25 protein-coding genes and 1 pseudogene are annotated in these 24485 nt (G+C 71.6%); 12 read left to right on the forward strand and 14 right to left on the reverse strand.

The window, feature by feature from the left end:
• Window positions 1-31 precede the first annotated feature (31 nt).
• From ABZ857_RS09905 to ABZ857_RS09915, 3 genes are all read left to right on the forward strand, one after another.
• Complete coding sequence (locus tag ABZ857_RS09905) at window positions 32-481, forward strand: carboxymuconolactone decarboxylase family protein (protein WP_357040400.1); 450 nt, start codon at window positions 32-34, stop codon at window positions 479-481.
• Complete coding sequence (locus ABZ857_RS09910; protein WP_357040403.1) at window positions 478-633, forward strand: hypothetical protein; 156 nt, start codon at window positions 478-480, stop codon at window positions 631-633. The genes ABZ857_RS09905 and ABZ857_RS09910 overlap by 4 nt, the downstream gene beginning before the upstream one ends.
• A 137-nt stretch (window positions 634-770) precedes the next feature.
• The gene (locus ABZ857_RS09915) at window positions 771-1544 is read left to right on the forward strand and encodes a phytanoyl-CoA dioxygenase family protein (protein WP_357040406.1); all 774 of its coding nucleotides are present in this window, start codon (window positions 771-773) and stop codon (window positions 1542-1544) included.
• A 3-nt stretch (window positions 1545-1547) separates the two neighbouring features.
• Here the strand turns inward: ABZ857_RS09915 and ABZ857_RS09920 are convergent, their stop codons facing one another.
• The 4 genes from ABZ857_RS09920 to ABZ857_RS09935 form a co-directional block, all read right to left on the reverse strand.
• Window positions 1548-1949, reverse strand: a complete 402-nt coding sequence (locus ABZ857_RS09920) for a chromate resistance protein ChrB domain-containing protein (protein ID WP_357040409.1) — start codon at window positions 1947-1949, stop codon at window positions 1548-1550.
• Entirely contained in the window at window positions 1946-2452 is a 507-nt protein-coding gene (locus ABZ857_RS09925) for a Chromate resistance protein ChrB (protein ID WP_357040412.1), read from the reverse strand. Before ABZ857_RS09925 ends, ABZ857_RS09920 begins: the two co-directional genes overlap by 4 nt.
• 56 nt (window positions 2453-2508) lie before the next feature.
• Entirely contained in the window at window positions 2509-3519 is a 1011-nt protein-coding gene (locus ABZ857_RS09930) for a DUF1259 domain-containing protein (RefSeq protein ID WP_357040415.1), read from the reverse strand.
• Window positions 3520-4006: 487 nt separating this feature from the next.
• On the reverse strand, window positions 4007-4444 hold the full coding sequence (locus ABZ857_RS09935) for a helix-turn-helix domain-containing protein (RefSeq protein ID WP_357040418.1): 438 nt from the start codon (window positions 4442-4444) through the stop codon (window positions 4007-4009).
• Window positions 4445-4574: 130 nt separating this feature from the next.
• Between ABZ857_RS09935 and ABZ857_RS09940 the strand changes: the two genes are divergently transcribed.
• Window positions 4575-4754, forward strand: coding sequence for a hypothetical protein (locus ABZ857_RS09940; protein WP_357040421.1), 180 nt, complete (start codon window positions 4575-4577; stop codon window positions 4752-4754).
• Between the two features lie 78 nt (window positions 4755-4832).
• Here the strand turns inward: ABZ857_RS09940 and ABZ857_RS09945 are convergent, their stop codons facing one another.
• Window positions 4833-5594 (reverse strand): SDR family NAD(P)-dependent oxidoreductase, encoded by a 762-nt coding sequence (locus tag ABZ857_RS09945; RefSeq protein ID WP_357040425.1) that lies wholly within the window; start codon window positions 5592-5594, stop codon window positions 4833-4835.
• A 410-nt stretch (window positions 5595-6004) separates the two neighbouring features.
• Between ABZ857_RS09945 and ABZ857_RS09950 the strand changes: the two genes are divergently transcribed.
• Window positions 6005-6946 (forward strand): helix-turn-helix transcriptional regulator, encoded by a 942-nt coding sequence (locus tag ABZ857_RS09950; protein WP_357040428.1) that lies wholly within the window; start codon window positions 6005-6007, stop codon window positions 6944-6946.
• Window positions 6947-6979: 33 nt separating this feature from the next.
• On the opposite strand, the gene ABZ857_RS09955 is transcribed toward ABZ857_RS09950, so the two are convergent.
• The 3 genes from ABZ857_RS09955 to ABZ857_RS09965 form a co-directional block, all read right to left on the reverse strand.
• Window positions 6980-8182: an Ig-like domain-containing protein gene (locus tag ABZ857_RS09955; RefSeq protein WP_357040431.1), complete on the reverse strand. Its 1203-nt coding sequence runs from the start codon at window positions 8180-8182 to the stop codon at window positions 6980-6982.
• A gap of 340 nt (window positions 8183-8522) precedes the next feature.
• On the reverse strand, window positions 8523-9323 hold the full coding sequence (locus ABZ857_RS09960) for an isocitrate lyase/phosphoenolpyruvate mutase family protein (RefSeq protein WP_357041058.1): 801 nt from the start codon (window positions 9321-9323) through the stop codon (window positions 8523-8525).
• Window positions 9324-9421: 98 nt separating this feature from the next.
• Window positions 9422-10531: a cytochrome P450 gene (locus ABZ857_RS09965; protein ID WP_357040433.1), complete on the reverse strand. Its 1110-nt coding sequence runs from the start codon at window positions 10529-10531 to the stop codon at window positions 9422-9424.
• 348 nt (window positions 10532-10879) lie between these two features.
• On the opposite strand from ABZ857_RS09965, the gene ABZ857_RS09970 reads away from it, so the two are divergent.
• Window positions 10880-11974, forward strand: coding sequence for a hypothetical protein (locus ABZ857_RS09970; RefSeq protein WP_357040436.1), 1095 nt, complete (start codon window positions 10880-10882; stop codon window positions 11972-11974).
• 39 nt (window positions 11975-12013) lie between these two features.
• On the opposite strand, the gene ABZ857_RS09975 is transcribed toward ABZ857_RS09970, so the two are convergent.
• A complete protein-coding gene (locus ABZ857_RS09975) occupies window positions 12014-14275 on the reverse strand; it encodes an ATP-dependent RecD-like DNA helicase (RefSeq protein ID WP_357040439.1) in 2262 nt (753 codons plus the stop codon).
• A 369-nt stretch (window positions 14276-14644) separates the two neighbouring features.
• On the opposite strand from ABZ857_RS09975, the pseudogene ABZ857_RS09980 reads away from it, so the two are divergent.
• Window positions 14645-14904: pseudogene (locus ABZ857_RS09980) on the forward strand (DNA-binding response regulator); the annotation flags it as partial.
• A gap of 88 nt (window positions 14905-14992) precedes the next feature.
• On the opposite strand, the gene ABZ857_RS09985 reads toward ABZ857_RS09980, so the two are convergent.
• Window positions 14993-15583: a helix-turn-helix domain-containing protein gene (locus ABZ857_RS09985; protein WP_357040442.1), complete on the reverse strand. Its 591-nt coding sequence runs from the start codon at window positions 15581-15583 to the stop codon at window positions 14993-14995.
• A 208-nt stretch (window positions 15584-15791) separates the two neighbouring features.
• Here ABZ857_RS09985 and ABZ857_RS09990 point away from each other — a divergent pair, with 208 nt between their 5' ends.
• The 5 genes from ABZ857_RS09990 to ABZ857_RS10010 all read left to right on the forward strand — a co-directional run bounded on the left by ABZ857_RS09990 (window position 15792) and on the right by ABZ857_RS10010 (window position 20717).
• Window positions 15792-16667 carry an LLM class flavin-dependent oxidoreductase gene (locus ABZ857_RS09990; protein WP_357040445.1) on the forward strand — a complete coding sequence of 292 codons (876 nt, stop codon included), beginning with the start codon at window positions 15792-15794 and terminating at the stop codon, window positions 16665-16667.
• Window positions 16668-16706: 39 nt separating this feature from the next.
• A complete protein-coding gene (locus ABZ857_RS09995) occupies window positions 16707-17651 on the forward strand; it encodes a chlorophyllase (protein WP_357040447.1) in 945 nt (314 codons plus the stop codon).
• A gap of 300 nt (window positions 17652-17951) precedes the next feature.
• On the forward strand, window positions 17952-18389 hold the full coding sequence (locus ABZ857_RS10000; RefSeq protein WP_357040450.1) for a MarR family transcriptional regulator: 438 nt from the start codon (window positions 17952-17954) through the stop codon (window positions 18387-18389).
• Window positions 18386-19231: an alpha/beta hydrolase gene (locus ABZ857_RS10005; RefSeq protein ID WP_357040453.1), complete on the forward strand. Its 846-nt coding sequence runs from the start codon at window positions 18386-18388 to the stop codon at window positions 19229-19231. The genes ABZ857_RS10000 and ABZ857_RS10005 overlap by 4 nt, the downstream gene beginning before the upstream one ends.
• Window positions 19232-19364: 133 nt before the next feature.
• Complete coding sequence (locus ABZ857_RS10010; RefSeq protein ID WP_357040456.1) at window positions 19365-20717, forward strand: serine hydrolase domain-containing protein; 1353 nt, start codon at window positions 19365-19367, stop codon at window positions 20715-20717.
• A 39-nt stretch (window positions 20718-20756) separates the two neighbouring features.
• Here the strand turns inward: ABZ857_RS10010 and ABZ857_RS10015 are convergent, their stop codons facing one another.
• From ABZ857_RS10015 to ABZ857_RS10030, 4 genes are read right to left on the reverse strand one after another with little or no spacing between them, the layout of a single operon-like run.
• Entirely contained in the window at window positions 20757-21953 is a 1197-nt protein-coding gene (locus tag ABZ857_RS10015; RefSeq protein ID WP_357040459.1) for an ABC transporter permease, read from the reverse strand.
• Window positions 21950-22741 (reverse strand): ABC transporter ATP-binding protein, encoded by a 792-nt coding sequence (locus ABZ857_RS10020; RefSeq protein WP_357040462.1) that lies wholly within the window; start codon window positions 22739-22741, stop codon window positions 21950-21952. The genes ABZ857_RS10015 and ABZ857_RS10020 overlap by 4 nt, the downstream gene beginning before the upstream one ends.
• Window positions 22738-23802: a peptidoglycan-binding protein gene (locus ABZ857_RS10025; RefSeq protein WP_357040465.1), complete on the reverse strand. Its 1065-nt coding sequence runs from the start codon at window positions 23800-23802 to the stop codon at window positions 22738-22740. The genes ABZ857_RS10020 and ABZ857_RS10025 overlap by 4 nt, the downstream gene beginning before the upstream one ends.
• Window positions 23799-24356, reverse strand: coding sequence for a hypothetical protein (locus ABZ857_RS10030; protein WP_357040468.1), 558 nt, complete (start codon window positions 24354-24356; stop codon window positions 23799-23801). The genes ABZ857_RS10025 and ABZ857_RS10030 overlap by 4 nt, the downstream gene beginning before the upstream one ends.
• Window positions 24357-24485 lie beyond the last annotated feature (129 nt).

A 24485-nucleotide genomic window follows, 5' to 3' on the forward strand; every position in this document is an offset into this window, starting at 1 on the left:
GGCCGAGGTAACCGATGAAGGAGCACGACCCATGGAAGCACGCATGAAGAGCTCGGCGAACGCCGACGTGATGACGGCGATCCAGCACCTCTACAAGGCGATTCACGCCGGGGGCGTCGATCCGCTGGTCCTCGAGCTGGTCCACCTGCGGGCCAGTCAGATCAACGGTTGCAGCCCGTGCGTGTACGCCGGGATCGCCTCGGCCAAGAAGCACGGAGAGACCGATGAGCGGCTGCACAACGTGGTCGCGTGGCGCGAGACGCCGTTCTTCACCGAGGCGGAGCGGGCGGCGCTCGCGCTGGCCGAGGCCGCCACCCGGATCCAGGACGGCGCGCCGGGCGTGACCGACGAGATCTGGTACGCCGCCGCCGCCCACTTCGACGACAGGCAGCTGTCCGCGATCATCGCGAACATCGCGATGACCAACTTCTTCAACCGGATCAACCGCTCGATCCGGGAGCAGGCCGGCAAGACCTGGTGACCCGGGCGTCGGCCCCGAGAGCATCGAGGTCAGGGTCGATCGAGGCCGACTACCACAGCGGCGTCCTCACCCTGCGCATCCCGGTGCTGGAGCAGGCCAATCCCCGCGAGATCGAGATCAGGAGCGCCGGGCACAAGGCGATCAACGCCTGAGCCGCCCGGCGTGGCGACAACTCCCGTGGGCCGGCGTCCCAGAGACGCCGGCCCGCCGCCGGCTGTCCGAGCTCGGCGGGTGAGGCGCCGGGGATAATCGATCGACAGGCGGCGCCGGAGGTCGCTAGCGTCCCGCCATGGCCCCGTTCACCAACGCTGTCACCGACGCCGACCTCGACCGTTTCGTCTCCGACGGCTTCCTCAAGGTGGAGGAGGCCTTCCCCCGTGAGACCGGCGACCGGATCAGGGACCTGCTGTGGCGGCAGATCGGGCTGTCCCCCGACCGCCCGGAAGACTGGACGCAGCCGGTGGTCTGGGCGGCCCCCGACCCGGCGGGGCGGGGACCGTTCGGGGAGGCGATGCGCGGCCCGCGCCTGACCGAGGCGCTGGACCTGGTGGCAGGCGAGGGCGGATGGGTGCCGCGCGGCACCATCGGCAACATGCCGATCCGCTTCCCTCACCCCTCGGACGCCGGGGACACCGGCTGGCACATCGACCAGAACGACCCCGGTCCGGCCGACGCCTGGGGGACCGTCACGCTCAGGTCGCGCACGATGCTCCTGCTGATGCTGCTGTCCGAGGTCGGCCCCGACGACGCGCCCACCCGCATCAGGGTCGGCTCCCACCTCGACACCGCCCGCGTCCTGGAACCGCACGGCGAGCAGGGGATGGAGATCTTCGCCTCCGGCCCGGTGCTGGACGAGGCGACCGCGCACCGGCCCGAGACCTGTGCCATGGGACTGCCCGGCGACGTCTACCTGTGTCACCCGCTCCTCGTCCACGCCGCCCAGCCCCACCGCGGCACCCGGCCTCGCTTCATGTCCCAGATACCGCTCTTCCTGACCGAGCCGCTGGCCCCCGGCGACGCCACCCCCCTCGCGCGGGCCGTACGGCTCGGGCTCGGCGGCTGACCGTCATCTCGGACGGGTTCGTCGGCCGGCTGCCATGGGTTCGGTGATCTGGAGGGTCCGGTGGTCGTCGCAGATCATCGACAGCCCGCGCAGGCTCACGTCCAGGCCGGGTGCTTCGGGTGCCTCGTAGCGTTCGTCGTCCAGGTCGGCCTCGTGCACGATCTGCGCGATGCGGTGCAACACGGGGTCGGTCAGCTCATGGACAGCCAGGATGGTTTCAAAGCTGCAGTTTCCTTCGTGATGGGACAGCGCGACGCCGCGCATGTCGAAGCCGGTGGCGTCGGCCGGTAGTTCGGCCGGGTCGCTGACGAACACGAACGTCGCGTCGGGGTCGATGTGGCGGCGGATCAGCCATGCGCATGCGGCCCGATCGATATGAACCCCGGCGCGGGTGGCCCATTTCATCTGCCCTGTTCTTTCCTCTCCTCTCCCGTTGCTTCCTGGTCCATGAGGGCGTCAACCGCGGCGTGGGCGGCGTGGCGCTGCGGCGGAGGGAAGTAATCGCGGCGGCCGATGCGGCGCAGCTCGGCCCGCAGCCGCCGGGCGGTCGACCGCCGGACGTTCTCGTCCTGACCGGACGCGCGCGTGGCCTGCTCGATCACCTGGGTGTACTCGGCTGTGCGGGCGGCGGCCATCAAGGCGGCAAGCTGTCGTTCCTGGGGCGTAGTGGCGGGGTGGGCCAGCCAGACGCCCGCCGTGCCGCCGAGTTCGGTCACCTCGTCGGCGATCCACTCCAGATGCTCGCGGGTGCGCGCGTCGGCCGGCAGCGCGACCAGCCCGTCGGCCAGGTACGCCACCCCGAGGCGTTTGAGCTTGCGCCAGATGCCGATACGGGGCGTGGACGGTTCGCGGGGCAGCCGGTAGGACAGCAGCACCCACTCACCCGCCCTGTCGTCCCGTGCGATCACCTCGTCCGTCCTCTCGGTGGCGTCCCCCGTTTGCCATGCGAGTTTCGCCCGGTGTTTCAGTGGGCGGGTTTGAGGTTGCCGGCTGCCACCCCCTCATGCAGCGTGCGGGCGAGCTTGACCGGGTCGCCGACCGCCCAAAAGTGCATGTAGAACATGCGCGGCTGATCGTCGAGGGTGTGGTTGTGTAGTTCGACGATGTCGACGCCGCCCCTCCGCAGGGCGCGGATGACGTTTTGGACTTCTGGGGCGGTCATGACGAAGTCGCCGTTGATGGCGGCCTTGCCGCCGCCGGTCGGCTGGAAGTTCAGCCCGGTGGACACGCCCATCCCCGCCGGGGCGATTCGGTTGCCGGAGGAGACGTGCTCGCGCCGGGCGAAGGTGAACTTGTAGATGCCGCCGTCGTTGGTGCCCTTCGCCCGTAGCGCCGCGTCGACCGCGGCGGTGTCCAGATCGATCGCAGGTGGTGAGGACGGAGGGGATGCGGGAGGGGTGGCTGTCTGGTCCAGAGCGGCCCGGATCCTGCGGGCGATCCCGACCGGGTCTCCCGTGGCGTGGATGTGCGTCCACCAGACCGGCGGTTCGTGGGCCAGGAGATGTTTGTGCAGCGCGGTCTGGGAGATTCCCGCAGCCTGCAGCGCGTTGGTCACCTTGCCCAGCTCGTCCTCCGTGATCACCAGGTCGCCCATCATCATCGCCTTACCGTCCCCGTAGCGGGCGAACGCCGCATACGAGCCGAGGGCGAACCCGGGTTTGATCGCGACTCCTTTGGATGTGACCTTCAGGTCGGAGCGGGGGAACCCCACCCGGTACACGGTGTGGTCGGCCGACAGCTTGCCCGATCTGCCCAGCGCCTGGGCGGTGGCCTTCCAGTCGCTGTCGCTGGTGGGCACCGGCTCCAGGGGACGGCCGTGGCGGAAGCTGGAAGGAGCGGCGTGTCCGTCGCCCTCGGCCGCGATGACGCCGGCGGATGCTACTGCGGTGATGTTCGAGGTTGTGATCAGCGCGGCCGTCGCCACGAGCGCTGCCGCCCGGATGCGGCCGAGGCGCAGGATCGAAACAGTGCCCATACCCGCCCCCTAATCAGACAAAGCGGGATATGTAACCATGGTTGCATTGGCCCCGGTGCGATGGAACCCGGCCCGTGCGGCCCTTACCTGCCCGTGGGTGGCTTCATGCCTTGCCCTGGCATCTGAACTGTGGCCCCGTGCTATCGCAGACAGTGATTGATCATCTGTGACAGCGGTGCTGTCCTGGGAGAACATTCCGCCGCGACGGGGGGCGACTCCCCCTGCTCATCTGCCACAGCCCTCGGGAGACCGCTCGTGGGGCCGGTCCATCGCCCGCGGCAGACCTCGACCGCGCCCGCACTGGGCCCGCACTGGGCCCGCACTGGGCCCGGCGGCCGGCGCGTTCCTCGCCCAGGTCGCCAATCCCGACACCGCCCGCGCCTACGGCATCGCGCTGCGCACCCCGGCCGGCGAGTTCGGCGAGCGCGCCGACGTCCGGGACCGCCGAGGGTGCGGACTCCGTCCGGCGGGGACTGCCGGGCGGCGGTCACGTAGGCTCCTTCACCAGGGTGGTGACGAGCCGGAACACCTCGGCGGTGTCGGTCACGCCGCCCACGACGATGATTTTCATGCTGGCCCTCTCCTCGTCGTAGACGGTCTCGATGCGCAGGGGCCGGTCGGCGGGGGTGCGGCTCGCGGCGGCGGCCATCAGCGTGTTGCCGAGGCTCGTCATCTCGCCGGGGGAGATGGCGTCGATCTGCACGATGCTCGACGCCTCGACGTGGCGGCGCCGCCGGGCGGTCTCGGCGGCCGGCGGCTCGACGGGGCCGCCCATGAACGCCTCCAGGTCCTCACGGGCGATCCGGTACTGCTTGCCGATGCGCACCGCTTTGAGCCGCCCGTCGCGCACGTAGTTGCGCACGGTCTTCACATGCAGGCCCAGCAGGTTCGCCACCTGCTCCACCGAGTACGGCTGCTGCGGCATCCCAGTCCCCTCCGATCGGCTCCCCAACGTCCCCTGTATATCCGCATCCTAGGGAGCGTCAGGGAAATGTGAGGGGCTTGAGGGCCAAGGTCGCGAGATGGGCCGAGCGACGCGGGGGTAGTCTGCGTTCATGTTCCGCCGCAAGCCGATCGAAGAGCGCATCGCCGAGCGTGTCGCCAAGCGCCCTCCGCTGAAGGAGGGCAAGCACTTCGAGCACCGCCCGGCCCTGATCGTGTTCTGCGTGATCATCGCGCTCGTCGCGCTGAAGATCCTCGGCGCCTTCGCCCTCATGAAGTGGGGCGTCCAGTAGGACCGCCGTTCCGGCCGCCACGGACGGCATTCGGCCGCATTGATACCGCGTCTCGACGCCCCCGAGCGGCTGCCGTGCCTACTGACGGCCCGGGAGCATCGCGAGCGCCTGCGACCGCTGGGCGACCAAATCGGCGTAGGTGCCGTCACGCTCGGCCCACCGGTGCATCAGCACGCCCTTGACGAGGATCTCGTGCGGAGTGGGGTTGGTCTGGAGCAGGTCCATCACCTCGGTGGCGAACTCGGCCAGGTCGAGCGCGCGGGGGTTGCGCTGAACCTGCTCCGGCGTGGTGGCGACAGCCGGGGGGACGAGTTCGGACACCTCGATGCCTGTGCCGTCCAGTTGCGCGCGCAACGCCTCGGAGTAGGCGTGCACGCCGGCCTTCGAAGCCGCGTAGGTCGGCATGACCGGGAACGGCAGGAACCCGATACCCGAGGTGACCGTGATGATGGTGCCGGCGCCGCGCCCCATCAGGTGCGGGGTGAACGCGTCGATGACGCGGATGGTGCCAAGGAGGTTGGTGTCGATCATCTGCTGCGCGGCACCGAAGTGCGCGGGATCGCGCAGGTCCTCAGGGATCCCGATCCCGGACATGGTCACGATCGTGTCGAGGCCCGGGTGGCTGCGGAGGACCGTGTCGCGGGCACGGTCGACGCTGTCCTGGTCGGTCACGTCGATGGGAACGGTGCCGAACCCCTCGGCTGCGAGTCGGTCGAGCAGGCCGGCCCGTCGGCCGCCGACGACGACAGAGCTGCCGGCCGCGGCGAAGCGGCGAGCCAGCTCGAGACCGATCCCCGAGGTGGCGCCGGCGATGAAGACGGTGCGGTTGGTGATGTCCATTGATTGCTCCTGCTCAGGGCGCGCCGGTCAGCGACAAGCCGGTGGGCGCGGTCGATGAGGTCATGGGTTACGGTTCCCGCCCGCCGCGTCACGCGGACGGGAGAACAGGCCGTTGCCGCCCGCCTGCGCGCACGTCGCTATCGGGGACACACGGCTGCTTCCCAGCCGGGGCCGCGAACGCCCGCACGCAGCGCGTAGCCGTACGGCAGCGGATCGGATCCGAATCAACGCGGCGACAGGGCGGTGCGGTCGGCGACCAGCACGGTTTCGGCATCGCCGCTTTCGGATCCTCTCCTGGGCGGCGACACCTGCAGTGTCGATCCGTTGTCCGGCGGGAGGCAGTGCCCCCGTTTTCCGGGGTCCTGTCAGGGCCCCCCTTGGCCGGGAGAGCCCGAAATACGATGGCGAACATGAGCGACGACGACCGCGCCAGCCTGCTCGGCGGCTACCTCCGTGCCCGGCGGGCCCTGGTCACCCCGGAGCAGGCCGGGCTTGCGCCCGGTACGAACCGGCGCGTTCCGGGGCTTCGCCGTGAGGAGGTCGCCATGCTCGCGGGCATCAGCGCCGACTACTACCTGCGGCTGGAGCGCGGCCGCGACAGGAATCCCTCATCGCAGGTCCTCGAATCGCTCGCGCGGGTCCTGCACCTCGACGAGCTCGAACAGGAATACCTTCTTGGCCTGGCCGCCGCGCGCCCCCGACCTCGGCGGCGTAGGAAGCCCGAACGCGTCCCCGCACGGTTGCACCAGCTCCTGGCGAGCGTGCAGGTTCCCGCCTTCGTGGAGGGGCGCGCGTTCGACGTGCTCGCGTCCAACCGGCTCGCGGTCGCGTTCTCTCCGCGCCTCCAGCCCGGGTACAACCGTCTGCGGTCGCTGCTGCTCGATCCCGAGGAGCAGGCGTTCCAGCAGAACTGGACGCGCTCCACGGAAGGATTCATCGCCGCCTTCAGGAAGTCCGTCGGGGACGACATCGACAACCCGCGGTTCGTGGAACTGGTGGGCGAGCTCGCCCTGTCGAGCGAGCGCTTCCGAACCCTCTGGGCGCGCCACGACATCCGCAACCTGGAGGGCGGCACCACTACCGTGAACCATCCCGTCGTCGGTGAGCTGCGCCTGCACCGGGACAAGCTCCCTGTGGACGACCTGCTCCTGGTCCTCTACTACGCCGATCAGGGCAGCGAGAGCGACGAGAAACTACGCCTCCTCGCCTCCATGGCCCGGACAACACCCACTCGGACGGGCGTCGGATCACAAACGGCGGAACTGAACAGCCATCTCGAAACCCACGGTGACCTGACCGGGGCGTGTTCAGACAGGGATGGAGGTGCTTCCGGGCGGCCGAGCGGGCCCTGACGGGGGGCGGTCGGCGCACCCCCCGCTCTGTGATCAGGACTCCAGGGCGCTGCCCTGCTTCCACTTGCTGAACGGCATCTGCCAGAAGCCCCAGCCGTTGTTCCACTCCAGGGCCCGGTCGGTACCGACGATCTTGACGATGTCACCCCGGTGGAAGTTGTCGTAGAACCACTTGGCCTGGGCGGGGCTGGCGTTCACGCATCCGTGGCTCACGTTGGCCCGGCCCTGGGAGCCGACCGACCACGGCGCGCCGTGGACGTACTCGCCGCTGTTGGAGATGCGCACCGCGTGGTTGACGACCTCCTTGTAGTACCCGGGGTCGCCCTCCTTCTTGCCCGGGGAGATCATCGTGACCGGGTTGCCGCGTTCCATGGTCAGATGGATGCCGCTGGTGGTGGTGTACTCGCGGGTGGTCGCCTTGCCTGCGCTGATCTTCATGGTCTGCACGACCTTGCCGTCCCGCCGGACCACCATCATGTGGGTCCTGGTGCTGACCGAGCTGATCCAGGCCGCGCCGATCTTGATGGTCGTGCTGTGGTCCTCGACGCCGTAGGTGTCGGGCCCGGCCTTCACGCCGGTCAGGTGGGCGGTGAACTTCACCTTCTGGTGGGCGGGCCAGTACTTGGCCGTCCGATAGATCACGTACTTGTCGTCGATCCATCGCCAGGCGCCCTTGACCGGCTTCTCCGCGTCCACCTCCAGGGCCTGCTCCACGGCGGCCTTGTCCTGCACCGGCTCGTTGAACCTCACCATGATCGGCATGCCGATGCCGACCGTCTCCCCCTTGATGCCGGGGGTGACGTCCACGACCTGCAGCCCGACCTTGGGCTTGAGCGTGGTGAAGCGGCTGGTCGCGGTGGCCGGGCCGCCCTTGCCGGTGGCCTTGGCCGACACCGTGTATCTGCTGGAGGGCTTGAGCGGCTGCTTGGAGGTCCACTTGGTGTGGGTGGAGTCGAACTCGCCCTCGATGGTCTCGTCGCCCACCTGGACGGTGACCTCCTCCAGCTCGCCGTTGGAGGCCGTGACGACCACGGTCTTGTCGGGGCGCACCTTGGTGGTGCCCGTCGCGGGACTGATCTTGATCGCCGGGGCCGGGACGGCGGGCGCGGCGTCGCCGGAGTCTCCACCCGCCGAGCCTGGCTCCCCCGATCCACCGGAGCATGCCGACAGAGCCGCGGTCAGCGCCACGGCGACTCCGGCGATCGGCCACCTCGAACGACTTCCAGTGCTCAGCACAACTACTCCCCCATGAGCGCGAAGGGCACCATAAGACCTTATTCGGGGTTGCCTCTTATGTTGGCATTTTCTCCTGCGCTTAGGTCACATTTCGGTCGCTTCTCCGGTGGACTCGTCCCTGTAGACGGTAAGGTGCGCGTCAAGACTGATCAAGCGGCGAGTAAGGCACGCCGGGTCCCGGCTCGTGACCTTGGGCCCCCGCCGTTCAGGAGCCTGGTGGTTCAGGGGCGCAACGTGACCGCCGAACCGCGCGCGCACTGTCGCCGGAACGATTGGTGATCGTGTCCGGCGCTCCGCCGTACGCCGCGGGCGCTCTGCCGGGCGACGCCTCGACACATGCTCACCCCCCGGCGAGGGCCTGCACGTCCCCGTACGACGGAAGGCCCGCCGGGATCTCCCCGCCTCCGGCGACCGCCCGGGCGGTCTCGGCCACCGCGTGCAGGGCGGCCCGCAGGAGCAGCGATCCGGTGCTGATCCGGCGGACGCCGAGCGCGGCCAGACCCGCGACCGTGTGCCGGCCGGGCAGGAACAGCACGTTGAGCGGCAGGTCGACCGCGTCCACCAGCGCCCGCACGTCGTCGCCGGCGGCGACCCCGGGGACGAACACCCCGTCGGCCCCGGCCTCGGCGAAGGCCCGCAGCCGGGCGATGGTCGTCCCCAGGTCCCCCGCGCCCAGCCAGTAGGTGTCGGTGCGGGCGTTGACGAACAACCCGGGCGCCCTCTCCTTGACCGCCGCGATCGTCTCGCACCGCTCGCCGAGGTCCGCCAGCGTCCCGTCCGGCCGGCCGTCCTCGATGTTGACGCCGGCCACGCCCAGGGCGGCCAGTTCGGCGGCGATCTCGGCCACCCCCTCCGGCGTGTCCGCGAAGCCGCCCTCGATGTCCACCGACACCGGGCACGGCAGCCCGGCCAGCCGCCGGGCCAGCGTCAGCGTCTCCGCCGCGGTGTCACCGGTCGCGTCGGGCTTGCCCGCCGCCGCGGCGACGCCGAGGCTCGTGGTGCCGATCGCGGCGAACCCGGCGGCGGCCAGGACGGCCGCCGAGGCGTGGTCCCAGGCGTTGGGCAGCACCAGCGGGTTCTGGGCATAGTGCAGCGCACGGAAATGGACAGAGTGCAGCGCACGGAAATTGGTACGGTGCAGTGCGCGGGAATCGACATCGTGCAGCGCACGGGAATCGACATCGTGCAGCGCACGGGAATCGTCAGGCTGTAGTGACCGGAACGTCTCGGCGTGTGTGCTCATCGGGGTCTTTCCATGGTCTCGGCGCCCTCAAGGTGGAGGCGGGCGGGCACGCGCAGGTTCGGTGACGGCTCGTACGGGATCTCGGGGTCGGCGAGACGACGCCCCGCAGCGGCCTCCACGACGCCGGCGGCCAGGGCGAGCGCGGCCCGCTCCCCCGGGCAGGGCCTGATCCCGTCGCCGAACCCGAGGTGCCCTGCGCCCCCTGAGGGGACCGGGTCGAAACGGCCCGGGTTGAAACGGCCCGGGTCGAAACGGTGCGGGTCGGGGAAGACCTCGGGGTCCCGGTTGGCCGCCGCCAGGTCCAGCACGAGGACGGCCCCCGCGGGCACGGGAACTCTCCCGGCCGTGGCGTCCTCGGCGGCCACCCGGCGCGTGAGCCGTACGGGCGGGTCCCACCGCAGGGTCTCGGCGAGCAGCGCCTCGACCGGCCATCGTACGGCCAGGTCGGCGGGCAGGCGGGTCACGACGGCGAGGGCGTTGCCGACCAGGCCCGCGGTGGCGTCGCACGCCTGGACCAGCACCCCGGCGACGGCGGCCAGCAGGGCGGGCTCGGGCTCCTCCCCTCCGCCCAGCGCGGCCGCCAGCACGCCCACCGCCGCATCGCCCGGTTCGGCGGCGGGAGCCGTCCCTTCCGGCGGCCGCCCGCCCCGGCCCCGGCCCGGCGGCGCGCCGGCGGCCGCAGGGCCGGGAGCGGGCGGGAGGTGGTAGGCGGCGGCCATGGCCGTCACCGCGGCGACCACCTCCTCACTCCGGTCCTCCGGGATGCCGAGATGCGTGGCGAGGACGCCGGCCGGGACGCGGCGGGCGACCCTGGCCATCACGTCGACGCGCGCCCCGCCCGCCAGTTCGGCGCTCGTCCGCTCGTACGCGGCGCGCCGCAGCCGTACGGGATCGAGGGCGTCGAGCACTCCCAGAACCCGCGCGCGGCGGCAGGCGTGCTCGGCCCCGTTGCTGAACCTGCTGACGGCTCCCCGCAGCCAGGCCATCCCCGTCCCCGTGTCCGTTCCCGCCGGCGCGGCGGGGACGAGGAAGCGGGGATCGGCGAGCACGGCCCGCACGTCCGCGTGCCGGGTGAGCCGCCGGTCCCCTCCGGCGGGCGGATCCACTGTCGTCGCTGGCCCTGTCATCGGTGGCCGGGGGCGCGCGGAGGCGGCCCCCTTCCCCCCTTTCCGTGGTGGTCGTCGCCTCTTCGGCAGGCTAGGGCCGCGATCCTTCGCCTCCGGTCGAACGATGAACGTTTCACGGCCGGGCAGGCGGCACGCGGCCCGTGGGCAATTGGGCCTTCTCAACGATCGGCGCGCGGGTTATCACAGGGCGGGAGGGCGAATGTGATCCCCGCGCCTCCCCTCGCCCCCCCGGGCGATCCACGGCTTCACGACCGGGCACCACTCGCCGGGCAACCCCGGCGTCGACATCTCGTACGCCCACTGGGCACCACCGCGATGGAGGACGGCATGCGCCTGTTACGTACCGTGGTCAATCGATTACTCCTGCTATGCGCGGTGGTCGCCGCGGGCGCCACCGCGGGGGCGGGGGCCGCGAACGCGGCCGTTCCCGACGTGTGGGGATTCGCCTATGTCGACGTCACCTCCGGCGTGCCGAACCTGGCCTACCAGGCGGGCAGCTGGGCGCCCGGGCCGACCGTCACCGTCTCCCCCGGCGGCTCCGGCGAGTACTTCGTGCGGTTCCCGAAGATCGGCATCCCCAAGGGCGGGATCGCGCACGTCACCGCGATCTCGGAGTCGGCCGAGTGGTGCCAGATCGAGAAGTGGGGGCAGGCCAGCGCCGACGAGATCGTCGCGGTGCGGTGCTATCACTACGGCGGCAGCCCCGTGAAGGCGCGGTTCTCCATCGTCTTCGCCAGCAGCAGCGGAGCGCTGGCCTCGGCGACCCAGGCGTACGGCTACGTCTACTGGGACGGCACGTCCATCGCCTCCGACTACAACTCCGCGCTCGGCGTGAACGCCGTCTTCCCCAATGCCACCGGCGACTGGACGGTCTGGCTGCCGGGACTCGGTTCCCTGGTTCAGGCCGGGAACATCCAGGTCACCGCGGTCGACTCCGGCAAGCCGGCGCGGTGCAAGGTGGGCGACTGGGGCTGGTCTCCGAACGGGCAGAAGATCCGGGTGCTGTGCCACGACGTGAGCGACAAGCCGTATGACACCGGCTGGACCCTCACCTACCAGCGTGAGCGGGCGATCACCGGGGCGTTCGCGCCGCCGAAGCTGTTCGCCTACACCTTCGACAACACCCCGGCCAACCCCGGGCCGTACGCGCCGGTCCCGCCCGGAGTCAACTACAACTCCCAGAGCGGGGTCAACACGGTGCGGACCGCCGGGACCGGCCTGCGTCTCGTGACCTTCCCCAGGGTCGGGGCGACGCCCAACAACGTCCAGGTGACGGCGTACGGTCCCGGGCCGGAGTTCTGCAACCTGCTCACGTTGTGGACGACCTCCGGCAGCGACGTCTACGTGCGTGACGTGGTCTGTTACAAGGGCACCACCCCGGTCGACCAGGCGTCGTTCGTGACCTACACCTCGCTGTACTGACGAGGGCCGGGGCGGGCTCGCCGGCCAGGACACGAAAGATCAGGGCACGCGGAGGCGGTGGGTCAGCCCCGTGTGGCGGCGGCCCGCCCCCCGCGTGCGCACCGCCTGGCCGAGCGCCCGCCGCGACCCGACGATGACCACGAGCTTCTTGGCCCGCGTGATGGCGGTGTAGAGCAGGTTGCGCTGCAGCATCATCCAGGCGCTGGTGGCCAGCGGGATGACGACGGCCGGATACTCGCTGCCCTGGGAGCGGTGGATGCTGACCGCGTAGGCATGGGCGAGCTCGTCGAGCTCGTCGAAGGAGTAGTCGACGTTCTCGTCCTCGTCGGTCAGCACGGTCAGCTTGCTCTCCTCGGGGGTGATGGCGGTGACGACGCCGACCGTGCCGTTGAACACCCCCGCCGCGCCCTTGTCGTAGTTGTTGCGCAGCTGGGTCACCTTGTCGCCGACGCGGAAGACCCGCCCGCCGTACCGGCGCTCCGGCATGCCCTCGCGGGCGGGGGTCAGCGCCTCCTGCAGGGCGATGTTGAGCGCGCCCGCGCCGGCCGCGCCGCGGTGCATGGGCGCGAGCACCTGTACGTCCCTGCGCGGGTTGAGCCCGAACTTCCTGGGGATGCGCCGGGCGACCACGTCCACGGTCAGGGCGGCGATCTCCTCGGGTTCCTCGCAGGGGAACAGGAAGAAGTCGGGGAAGTCGCGGACCAGCGGGTGCTGGCCGGTGTTGACGCGGTGGGCGTTGACGACCACGCCGGACTCCTGCGCCTGGCGGAAGATCTGCGTCAGGCGCACCCGGGGGATGCCGGGGGCGGCCAGCAGGTCGCGCAGCACCTCTCCGGCGCCGACCGAGGGAAGCTGGTCGACGTCGCCGACGAACAGCAGGTGCGCGCCCGGGGCGACCGCCTTGGCGAGCTTGTTGGCCAGCAGCAGGTCGAGCATGGACGCCTCGTCCACCACGACCAGGTCGGCGTCGAGAGGGTTGTCGCGGTCGAAGGTGGCGTCCCCGCCGGGGCGCAGCTGGAGCAGCCGGTGCACGGTGGTGGCCTCGTGGCCGGTCAGCTCCGCCAGCCGCTTGGCCGCCCGGCCGGTCGGGGCGGCGAGGATGACCTTGGCCCGCTTCGCGCGGGCGAGGGTCACCACCGAGCGCACGGTGAAGCTCTTGCCGCAGCCGGGGCCGCCGGTGAGGACGGCGACCTTCTCCGTCAGCGCGAGCCGTACGGCCTGGGCCTGCTCGGGCGCGAGGTCGGCGCCGGTCCGGCCGCGCAGCCAGTCGAGGGCGGCCGGCCAGTCCACGTCCGCGAACGCCCCGAGCCGGTCGTGGCCGGAGGTCAGCAGGCCGCGCAGCGTGCCGGCCAGCGACAGTTCGGCGCGGTGGAAGGGGACGAGGTAGATCGCGGGGACGGTGCTCTCGTCGTTCTCGCCGCCCTGGCCGTTCTCGCCGTTCCCCCTGGCCGGGACCTCCTCGCGGACCACGCCCTCCTCGGCGACGAGCTCCTCCAGGCAGGCGGTGGTCAGGTCGGCCGGCACCTCCAGGATCTTGACGGCGTCGGCGACCAGGTTGGGGGCGGGGAGGAAGCAGTGGCCGTCGTCGGCGGCCTGGGAGAGCGTGTAGCGCAACCCGGCCTTGACCCGCTCGGGGCTGTCGTGGGGGATGCCCACGGCCTGCGCGATGGTGTCGGCGGTCTTGAACCCGATGCCCCACACGTCGTCGGCGAGCCGGTAGGGCTCCTTGCGGACCACGTCGATGGAGTCCTCGCCGTACTGCTTGAAGATGCGCACGGCGATGGAGGTGGACACCCCGACGCCCTGCAGGAAGATCATCACCTCTTTGATGATCTTCTGTTCCTCCCATGCGGCGGCGATCATCTTGGTCCGCTTGGGCCCGAGGCCGGGGACCTCGACCAGGCGCTCGGGCTCCTCCTCGATGACCCGCAGCGTGTCGGTGCCGAAGTGGTCCACGATCCGCTCGGCCATCTTGGGGCCGATGCCCTTGATCAGGCCGGAACCCAGGTAGCGCTGGATGCCCTGGATCGTCGCCGGCAGGACCGTGGTGTACGACCAGACCTCGAACTGCCTGCCGTACTTGGGGTGGGAGCCCCAGCGGCCGGTGAGCCGCAGCGACTCCCCCACCTGTGCCCCGAGCAGCGGCCCGACGACGGTCAGCAGCTCGGTGCCGGACCGTTCGGTGGCGACCCTGGCGATCGTGTAACCGGTCTCCTCGTTGGCGTAGGTGATCCGCTCCAGCACGGCGTCGAGCTGCACGCCGGGCGGCCTGCCCGCGGCGCCTCCGGGAGGATTCGTCATGCGTCGCATTGTCTCCCACCCGGCGGGGCGCACCTGACGCCACGGGGTCAGGGGGTGCGGCTTTCGAGACGGCGGACGAACCGGTGGCCTTGACCCCCATGGCCAGATCCGTATTTTTCGCGACAAAGGACATGCGAAAGCTCCTCAAACGGAAAGGATGTCCGACGAGGCCGGCATCCGGCACGCTCTCGGGCCAGCGGCGGAGGTCGTACGCGCGCATGCGACTTTCGGATGACGGTCGTGCGGGGAGGAGCGGGAGCGAACCGGCAGGACAACTATGCGGCTACGGCGGGCGTACGTCTGAGAGCGCCACGATGATCCGGCTGCTGATCGCCGACGACGAGCGGATGGCCTTCCACATGGTCTTCGCGCGTGCTCATCCTGACCACCTTCGATCTGGACGAGTACACCTCCACCGGGCTGCAGGCCGAAGCGGCCGGGTTTCTGCCTAAGAACACGCGGCCGCAGGAGCTGCTGAGCGCGATCCGCGACGTCGCGGCGGGGGATGCTGCGCTGTCGCCAGCGTCACCCGCCGCGTGCTGGTCAAGCTCGGGCTGCGTGATCGCGCCCAGGTGGTGGTCGTCGCCTACGAGAGCGGCCTCATCCGTCCCGCCGCTCCCGGCCTCTGACCGCGCCACGCTCGGCCACCGCCGCTGGAAGGCCGGCGAGCTTCGGGAAGTGCCCCGGTCGCTGGCAGGCCTTCAACCGCACCAGCCCCTAGCGCTGTAGGCGCAGTCCTGCGATGAGGAGTCCGGCCAGCCGGCGTGCGTCGTAGTGAGGGTCGTTCTCGGCGCCGATGCAGAGGTTCCCGACGCCGCGCATGAGTGCGATGGCCGGGATGTCGGAGCGGATCTCGCCTGCGGCGGCCGCGGCGTCGAGCAACCGCGTGCACACGGGCACGAGGCGGTCGAGGAAGTAGGCGTGCAGGGCGTCGAAGCCGGCGTCGTCGGACCGCAGCACGGCGGCCAGTCCGTGCTTGGTGACCAGGAAGTCGACGAAGAGACTGATCCATCGCTCCAGTGCGGCGTAAGGCGTCGCGCTGGTCTCCAGCAGGGCCGGCCCGGCCTCGGCGCAGGCCTCGACCTGGTGCCGGTAGACGGCGATGATGAGGTCCGCCCGCGTCGGGAAGTGGCGGTAGATGGTCGCCGTCCCGACGCCGGCCTTGGCCGCGATGTCGCGCACCGGCGCCTCCACGCCCGAGGCGACGAAGACCGCGGCGGCCGCGTCGAGCAGGGTCTTCTCGTTGCGCCGGGCGTCCGCCCGTTTGGGCCGGGCCGCACGCCCCGCGCCCCGGTCGCCGTCGTTCATCGCGCGCTCCCTCCGCTGCCGGGCTTGATAAACGGGACATGGTTCCGTATCGTCAACCGGGACACGGTCCCGTTTTGCTCATAGTGCCAGAGCAGGGGGCCGGTGACCAAGCCATGCCGCGTTCAGCCACGGTTTCGCACCCTCCCTGAACGTCCCGGCTGACGGCGCACCCCACTCCGGCGCCGCCGGTGTCGAAAGGACCACCCCAATGCCTGACACCCTCCCGCCCCGCTTCGGGATCATGACCGCCCCGCAACAGGTCGGCTACCACGACATCCTGCGGGTCTGGCGCGAGGCGGACACGATCCCGGAGATCGAGCACGCATGGCTGTTCGATCACCTCATGCCGATCGGCGGCGACCCGGACGGGCCGGCCTACGAAGGCTGGACGCTGCTGTCGGCCCTCGCCGCGCAGACCCGGCGGCTGCGCCTCGGCGTGCTGGTGACCAGCAACCGGTTCCGGCCGCCCGCGATGCTGGCCAAGATCGCCGCGACCGTCGACGACATCTGCGGCGGACGGCTCGACTTCGGCATCGGCGCCGGCTCACGACCCGGCCACCCCCTGGCCCGGCGTGAGTACGAAGCACACGGCCTGCCCTTCCACGACGCCGCGCACGCCGTGGGGAGCCTCGCCGAGGCCTGCACGGTGATCCGGCGACTGTGGACCGAGGCCGAGCCGTTCGACTTCCACGGCGCCTACGTCCGGCTCACCGGAGCGTTCTGCAACCCCAAACCCGTCCAGCGCCCCCATCCGCCGATCCTCATCGGCGGGCGCTCGTCCCCGACGCTGCGCGTGGTCGCCGAGCACGCCGACCTGTGGAACATCCCCGGCGGCGACATCGGCGACGTCGTCAGCCGCAGCGCGCTGCTGGACCGCTACTGCGCCGAGATCGGCCGCGACCCCGCCTCCATCACCCGCTCCATCCACCTGCTCGTCTCCTACGACCAGCCCGGCCTCACCCGCAACGCGATCGGCGAGGCGATCGACGCCGGTTTCCGGCACATCGTCCTCGGACTGCCGGAGCCCTACCCCGCCGGCGTCGCACGGTGGGTCACCGACGAGCTCATCACCCCGTCGGCCTAGTCACATCAACCGCGAAACAACTGGAAGGAAGATTTTTCCGTGAACGAAGCAGGCGTGGCGACCACGGACGTGGCCGTCGGTGCGGCCACTCCGGTCATCTCGGTGAAGCCGGTGGTGCTGTCGGCCCCGGGCCGTGGCGAGGATCTGCGCGTACGCGTGTCCGCGCCGACGGCCGGGCGTGATCTGCCGGTCATCGTCTTCTCGCACGGCTTCGGGGAGTCGTCGGACGGCTACGCGCCACTGGCCGACTTCTGGGCCGCTCACGGCTTCGTGGTGATCCAGCCCACCCATCTCGACTCGAGGAGGCTGAACCTTCCTCCCGACGACCCCCGTACACCGCTGATCTGGCGTTTCCGCGTCGAGGACCTGAAGCGCGTCCTCGACCGGCTGGAGGTCGTCGAAGCTTCCGTTCCCGGCCTCGGCGGACGTCTTGACCGAAGCCGCGTCGCCGCGGCCGGACACTCCTGGGGCGCGCAGACGGCGAGCATGCTGCTGGGCGCGAAAGTCCTCGATCCCGAGGGCGAGCCAGGAGAGGACATGTCCGATTCGCGGATCAAGGCGGGGGTGCTGCTCGCCCTCCCCGGCACGGGCGGAGCGGACCTGACTCCGTTCGCGGCCGAGCACTTCCCGTTCATGAACCCGAGCTTCGCGGACATGACCCCACCGGCCCTCGTGGTCGCGGGAGATCGAGACCAGTCCCTGCTGTCCGTCCGGGGGCCCGACTGGTTCACCGACGCGTACTTCCTGAGCCCGGGCGGCAAGAGCCTGCTCACTCTGTTCGGGGCGGAACACTCGCTCGGCGGGATCTCCGGATACAACGTCACGGAGACGACGGACGAGAACCCCGCACGAGTGGCCCTGATCCAGCGGCTCACGTGGGCTTACCTCCGCTATGCGCTCGGCGTTGACGATTCCGGCTGGCCGGCGGCGCGCGCGGCCCTGGCCGAGGCCGGCGATCCGCTGGGCCGGATCGAATCCAGGTGAGTCCCCATCGTCCCGGGAGCCGCCACCGGCGTGCCGTGTCAGGCCGACCGGGACGCTCCTGCCGTGAGCGCTCCCGCCCGCATTGGCCAGTCGAAGGGCCTGCCGGGTGCGTGCGGACACGGAGCCGAGGGAGTTGAGGAGGGTGCCGTCAAGGTCGGTCGCGACGATGCGGGGAGAAGTCACGCCGAGATTGCCGCATCGCGAGGGCCGGGCCTGATGCCGGTCAGCGCCGATTCGTCACCGAGCGTACTGCTATGACTACAACTTGCCTCAGCTAAGTTAGCATGCTAAGTTACCGCTATGGAACAGAACCTCAGCCTCAACCTGCATGTGCTCATCGCCCGGCTGGACCGGGCCGCCGACCGGATCCTGCGAGCGGAGCACGACATCTCCTACAGCCGTTTCCTGGCGCTGACCCTGGTGGGAGAACTGGGGGCCTCGACGCAGCGGACCCTCGCCGAATACCTCGGCGTGACCGAGCCGTCGGTGAGCCGCATGACGGCCGTCCTCGCCGCCGACGGTCTTCTCGACGTCCAGCCCGACCCCGCCGGCGGGAACCGCCGACGGCTGAGCCTCACCGACGAGGGAAAGCGGCTGGTGGCCTCGATCCGGCAGGAATTCGAAGACCGCCTGGCCGCGGTCGTGGCCGAAAGCGGCGTGCCGTACGCCGAGTACGCCGAGCACACCGCGCGGCTGCTGACGACGTTCGACCGGCTGGAGCGGGAGGCGGGCAAGTGAGCCGGAACATCGACACCCTGCCCTTACGCCCGCGCACCGTCCAGTCGGCCGACGGCACGCCGATCGGCTACCAGACGCTGGGCACGGGACCCGATCTCATCGTGCTCGGCGGCAACCTGAAAACCTCCGCCGACTATCTGCCGCTGGCCCGCCTGCTTGCCCGCTCCTTCACCGTGCACGTCGTCGACCGGCGCGGACGGGGTGCCAGCGGCCCACAGGGACCCGACTATTCCCTGGCCAAGGAAGTGGAGGACCTGTGCGCCGTCCAGGCGGACACCGGGGCGCGCCTGGCCTTCGGGCACAGCTACGGCGGGCTCGTCGTCCTGGAGACCGCGCGTTCGTTCCCGCTGTTCGACCGCATCGCGGTCTACGAGCCCGGAGTTCCCTGCTCCCCCGTCCCGACCGGCTGGATGGCCCCGTTCCGTGAACGGCTGGCCGCAGGCGACGACTACGGGGCGTTCATCCACTTCATCCAGGGGTCGGGCGGCGCACCGGACTTCATGACAAAACTGCCGCACTGGTACCTGCGCATGGTCTTCCGCGTCGCCTTCCGCGGGCCGGCCTGGCAGCGGATGCGGCCCCTGCTGGGAGCCTGCCTGGCCGAACACGAGCAGCTTGCCGCCCAGCACGGCCGCCTCCCCGAGTTCGCCGACGTCACCGCCCCGGTGCTGCTACTGGTGGGCCGACGCTCCAAGCCCCTGCACCAAGAGGAGTTCGCCACGCTGGCCGGCACCCTTCCCAACGCCGTACTCCAGGCCGTGGACGGCGCCAACCACATGGGCCCCTCGGAGCGGAAGACCGCCCCGGCCGTGGCCGAGCGGGCGCTGCCGTTCCTCCTGTGACGATCCGGGAGCGATCCGCTTCCAGCTGCCCGGCGCGGCGGCCGCACGACGAAGTGCGGCCTGGGACGACTCCGGGGCCGCGCGAGCGGCGGAGCGCTAGCCTGGTGCGGATCACGGAAAGGGGACGACCGGAATGGTGCTGGAGGGGACGGCCCGCGCACTGCTGCGCAGGCTGGCGACCGAGCAGGCGGAGTCGCGGGTGCCGTCGCTGGTGGCGGCGATCGTGCGGGGCGGCGAGATCGCCTGGTTCGGGGCGCGCGGGCGGGTCGGCGGGGAGCCGCCCACCCGGGACACCCAGTACCGGATCGGGTCCATCACCAAGACCCTCGTGGCGACCGTCGTCATGCGGCTGCGCGACGAGGGCCGGCTCGACCTGACGGACCCCCTGGACAAGCACGTGCCCGGCACGCCGCTGGGCGACGTCACGGTGGCCCAGCTGCTGTCCCACAGCGGCGGGCTGACCGCCGAGTCGCCCGGCCAGTGGTGGGAGCGCACCCCGGGCGTGCCGGTGGGCGACCTGGTCGCCGCGCTCGGTCCCGAGTCCTCCCGGCACCGGCCCGGCCGCCGCTACCACTACTCCAACCTCGGGTTCGCCCTGCTCGGCGAGCTGGTCGCGCGCAAGCGGTCGGCGGCGTGGGACGAGGTCGTACGCGAGGAGGTCCTGGAGCCGCTCGGCATGCGCGACACCACCCCGCGCCCCCGTGCGCCGCACGCCACCGGGTACGCCGTGCACCCCTGGGCCGACGCGCTGCTGCCGGAGCCGGAAAACGACCACGGCGCGATGGCCCCCGCCGGGCAGATGTGGTCCACGGCCACCGATCTGGCCCGCTGGGCGGCCTTCATCGGCGGCGACGCCGGCGAGGTGCTGCGCCCGGCCACGGTCGCGGAGATGCGCGAGCCGGCCGTCGTGGAGGACGGCGACGCATGGACCCGCGGCTACGGGCTCGGCCTCCAGCTGGCCCGGCACATCGGGCCCGGCGGCCCGCGGCGGCTGGCCGGCCACACCGGGTCGATGCCCGGCTTCCTCGCCACCGTGTGGGCCGATCCCGCCGACGGCGTGGCCGTGCTGTGGATGGCCAACACCACCTCGGGCGTGCGCAACCTCGACACCGCCCTGCTGGACATCCTGGCCGAGCACGAGCCGCCGCTGCCGGCCGAGTGGTCGCCCTCTCCGGTGGACGAGGACCTGCTCGCCCTGACCGGGCCGTGGTATTGGGGGCCGACGCCGTATGTGCTGCGGGTCCTGCCGCAGCGCGGCCTGTCGCTGACCCCGGTTACCGGGCAGGGCCGCGCCTCCCGGTTCGTCTCCCAGGCAGACGGCACCTGGGTCGGGCTGGACGGCTACTACGCCGGAGAGACCCTGCGGGTGGTCCGCTCCCCCGGCGGGGTGACCCACCTGGATCTCAACACGTTCATCTTCACGCGTGAGCCGTACGACCCGGCGGCCCCCGTGCCGGGCGGCGTCGACCCGGCCGGCTGGCGGTGACCGGCCAGGTGACCGGCCAGGTCACCGACAGGTGACCGGTCAGGTGGTGGCGAGCGCGACCGTCGGCGACAGGCGGGCCGCGCGCATCGCCGGGTAGAGGCCGGCGAGGGTGCCGATGACGAGCGTGGCGCCGACCGCGCCCGCGAACGCCCAGGCCGGGACCACCGGCGGCCAGTCGCGCGACAGCGCGTAGCCGGCGGTGGCCAGGCCGCCCAGCACCGCGCCCGCGATCCCGCCGAGCGCCGACAACAGCAGCGACTCCGCGAGGAACTGCAGGCGCACCTGCCCGCGGGTGGCGCCCAGGGAGCGGCGCAGGCCGATCTCCTTGCGCCGCTCCAGCACCGAGATCACCATGGTGTTGGCCACGCCGACCCCGCCGACCAGCAGCGCGACCGCGCCGAGCCCGAGCAGCAGGTTGGTGAACGCGCTCGCGGCCGCCGCCCGGGCCGCCAGCGCGTCCGAGGGCCTGCTGACCGTGACCTCCTCCGGGTTCTCCGGGTTGACCGTGCGCGGCAGCACGGCACGGACGGCCTCCACCGACTCCTCGGCGGACCGCTCGTAAATGGTCGTCGGGTGGCCGTCGAAGCCCAGGTACTTCTCGGCGGCCGGGAACCCGACAAGCGCGGAGCGCTCGATCTCCGGGGCGAGCGGCATCGGGCCCAGGACGCCGACGACGGTGAACCACCGCTCGCCCATCCAGACCCGTACGCCGGTTCTGGTGATGCCGAGCCGCTCGGCGGCCTTGGCGCCCAGCACGACGGCGGGCCGCGCCTCGGTGGCGGCGTTGAGCCAGGCGCCCTTGACGACCCGGCCCTCCAGGGTGGTGAGCAGGTCGGCGGTCGCGGCCTGGACGGCGATGCCGCCGGTCACGGCCTTGGGGATGCGGTCGGTGCGCCGGATCGTGGTGTCGACCGTGCCGGTGGCCGAGGCCGTGCGGACCGGTCCGATGCGCCGGACCATGCCGAGCGCCTCCACGGGCAGCTTGGCCTCCTCGCCGAACATCGTCTGCCCGGGCGCGACGGTGAGCAGGTTGGTGCCGAGCCGGTCGAGCTGGCGCAGCAGTTGCTCGCGGGAGGAGGACGAGATGCCCAGCACCGCGATCATCGTGGCGATGCCGATGGCGATGCCGAGCGCGGACAGCACCACCCGCGCGGGGCGGGTGCGCAGCCCGGCCGCGCCGGTCCGCAGGACGTCGGACGGCCCGAGCCTGGCGGGGGTCAGCCGCTGAGGGCTCATCGTGGTGCTCCCTTCGCCGCCGCCGCGGTTTCGGCATTCGGCGCCTTGTCAGAATTGAGCTTGGGGTTCGCTCCGGGAGGGCGGCGTCCGGCGCCGGCCCCGGCGTCGGCGACGACGAGGCCGTCGCGTACGCGCACCTGCCGGGGGCACCATTCGGCGATCTCGGGGTCGTGGGTGATGACCGCGATCGTGGTGCCGGCGGCGTGCAGGTCGCGCAGGACGCCCAGCACCTCGGCGCCCGCCGCCGAGTCCAGGTTGCCGGTCGGCTCGTCGGCCAGCAGCAGCGGCGGATCGCCCGCCACGGCGCGGGCCACCGCCACCCGTTGCTGCTCGCCGCCCGACAGCTGGTTGGGGCGGTGGCCCAGCCGGTGGCCGAGACCCACCCGCTCCAGCGCGGCGGCGGCGCGTTCCCGCCGCGCCCGCAGCGGCGTGCCGGTGTACAGCAGGCCGTCGGCGACGTTGTCCAGCGCGCTCACCCCGGGCGCGAGGTGGAACTGCTGGAAGACGAATCCCAGGTGGCGGGCGCGCAGCGCGGACAGCTCGCGGTCGGAAAGCCCGGCCACGTCGTGCCCGGCGATCCGTACGGTGCCCGTGGTGGGCCGGTCCAGGGTCCCGATCAGGTGCAGCAGGGTCGACTTGCCGGAGCCGGACGGCCCGGCGATGGCGACCAGTTCGCCGCGTTCGACCAGCAGGTCCACCCCGCGCAGGGCCCGCACGCCGCCGCCGTACTCCTTGGTCACCTCGCGCAGCTCCACCACGTACGGCTGCTCGGGCCGCGGGATGCTCATGTGGCGGGCACCCCGACCTTCATGCCCTCGGTGAGCCCGTCGCCGGTGATCTCGACCATGCCGCTGCCGAAGGCGCCCAGCTCTACTGGGACCACGCGGGTGGACGCGCCCTCGACCACCTCGACGCCGAAGCCGCCCTCCCGCAGGGCCAGCAGCGCCTCCACGGGCACGGCCAGCACGTTCTCGCGCCGCTCGCTGACCAGTTCCACCTCGACCGGGGCCTTGTCGAGGCGGGTCTTGGGGGTCTTGCTCAGGGTGATGTCGACGTCGATGGTGCTGCCCTCGTCCTGGCCCTGCCCGGACGGGACGGCCTCGGCCACCGTGCCGACCGAGGTGATCTTCCCGGTGACCCGCTCGCCGCCGGGGAGTTCCACGGTGACCTTGGCGCCCTTCCTGGCCAGTGACTGGTCGTCGGTGGACAGGTCCACGTGCACCAGCCGCCGTACGCCCGACATGGTGAGGGCCGGACGACCGGGGGTGATCCTGTCGCCGACCTCGACCTTCGCGTCGGTCACCCGGGCGGCGGCGGGCAGGAAGACCACCTGGGAGGCGTCCACCTGCCCGGTCTCGGGCAGCCCGGCGTCGTCCTGCCACTCCTTGACGGCCAGGTAGGTGGCGTAGCTGAAGTGGTCGTCCACAGTCAGGTCGTCGCCGTAGCCGAGGACCTTGAGGTTGCGTTCGAGCTGCTCGACGTCCGGGCCGTCGTCGATGCCCTGCCGCAGCGGGCGGTACATCGGCAGCGAGCCGTACATGAGGACCACCGGCCTGCGGTCCACCCTGAGCAGCGCGCGGCCGCGCCGGACGACCGCGCCCTCGGCGGGCACCCAGGTCACGGTGCCGGAGGCGTCGGTGCTGACCTGCCGCTCGCCGGAGTAGGTCAGCGACCCCTCGACGGTCTTGGTGTCGACCAGGTCCTGCCGGGTGATCGACGCGGTGGCGGGCACCGGGGGCGGGGACGGCTCGGCCGCGCCGGCGCCGTCGCCGCCCGCCATGGCGACGGCCGTTCCGGCGGCGGCCAGGGCGAGGACTCCGGCGCCCGCGATCACCAGGCCCTTCCTCACGGCTTCCTCCCCGGCGCGTACTCCTCGCAGGCCTTCTGCGCCTCTTCCATCGCCTTCTCCTGGCCCGGTTTGATCTTGACCTGGAGCCCCTTTCCGGGTTCGGGGTCGGGCATGTCGACGCCGTGCTCGCGCATGCACTGGGCGAACTTGAGCATCCGGTCGCGCGCCTGGGGATCGTCGCCGCCGAGCTTGTCGCCGACCGCGTCCTTCATGAAGTGCTGGCAGGCCTGCATGGCCTTCTGCATCGAGGCCTCGTCGCCCTTCTTGCTCATGATCCGGACGCGGCCGTCGGGATCGGGGTCGGGCATGTCGACGCCGTGCTCGCGCATGCACTGGGCGAACTTGAGCTGGGCCTCCTGGCGGTCCACCGTGCTCGTGGCGGACGGCCTGGCCGCGGCGCCTGACGCTGTGCCCGACGTGGCGCCGCCCGCGCTGGCGATCCCGTCGTCCGCGGGCGCCGCGCCGCAGCCGGTCAGTGCCAGGGCGAGCCCCAATGTGAGCCCCAGTGTGAGCACCGGTGCCGGGCCCAGGGCGCGCAGCGGTCGTAAGCGCATGAGTCGCTCCTCTTCTCCCGGGGCGTTCGCCCGGGACGGGGCCCAACTCCAGCGGAGGCGGTGCTAAACGCGGATAAGCGGAGATCGCTTATCCGCGGCTAACACCGCGTACGCCACTCTCGGAACCGA

Source organism: Microbispora sp. NPDC046933 (assembly GCF_040644635.1).
Taxonomy (GTDB): domain Bacteria; phylum Actinomycetota; class Actinomycetes; order Streptosporangiales; family Streptosporangiaceae; genus Microbispora.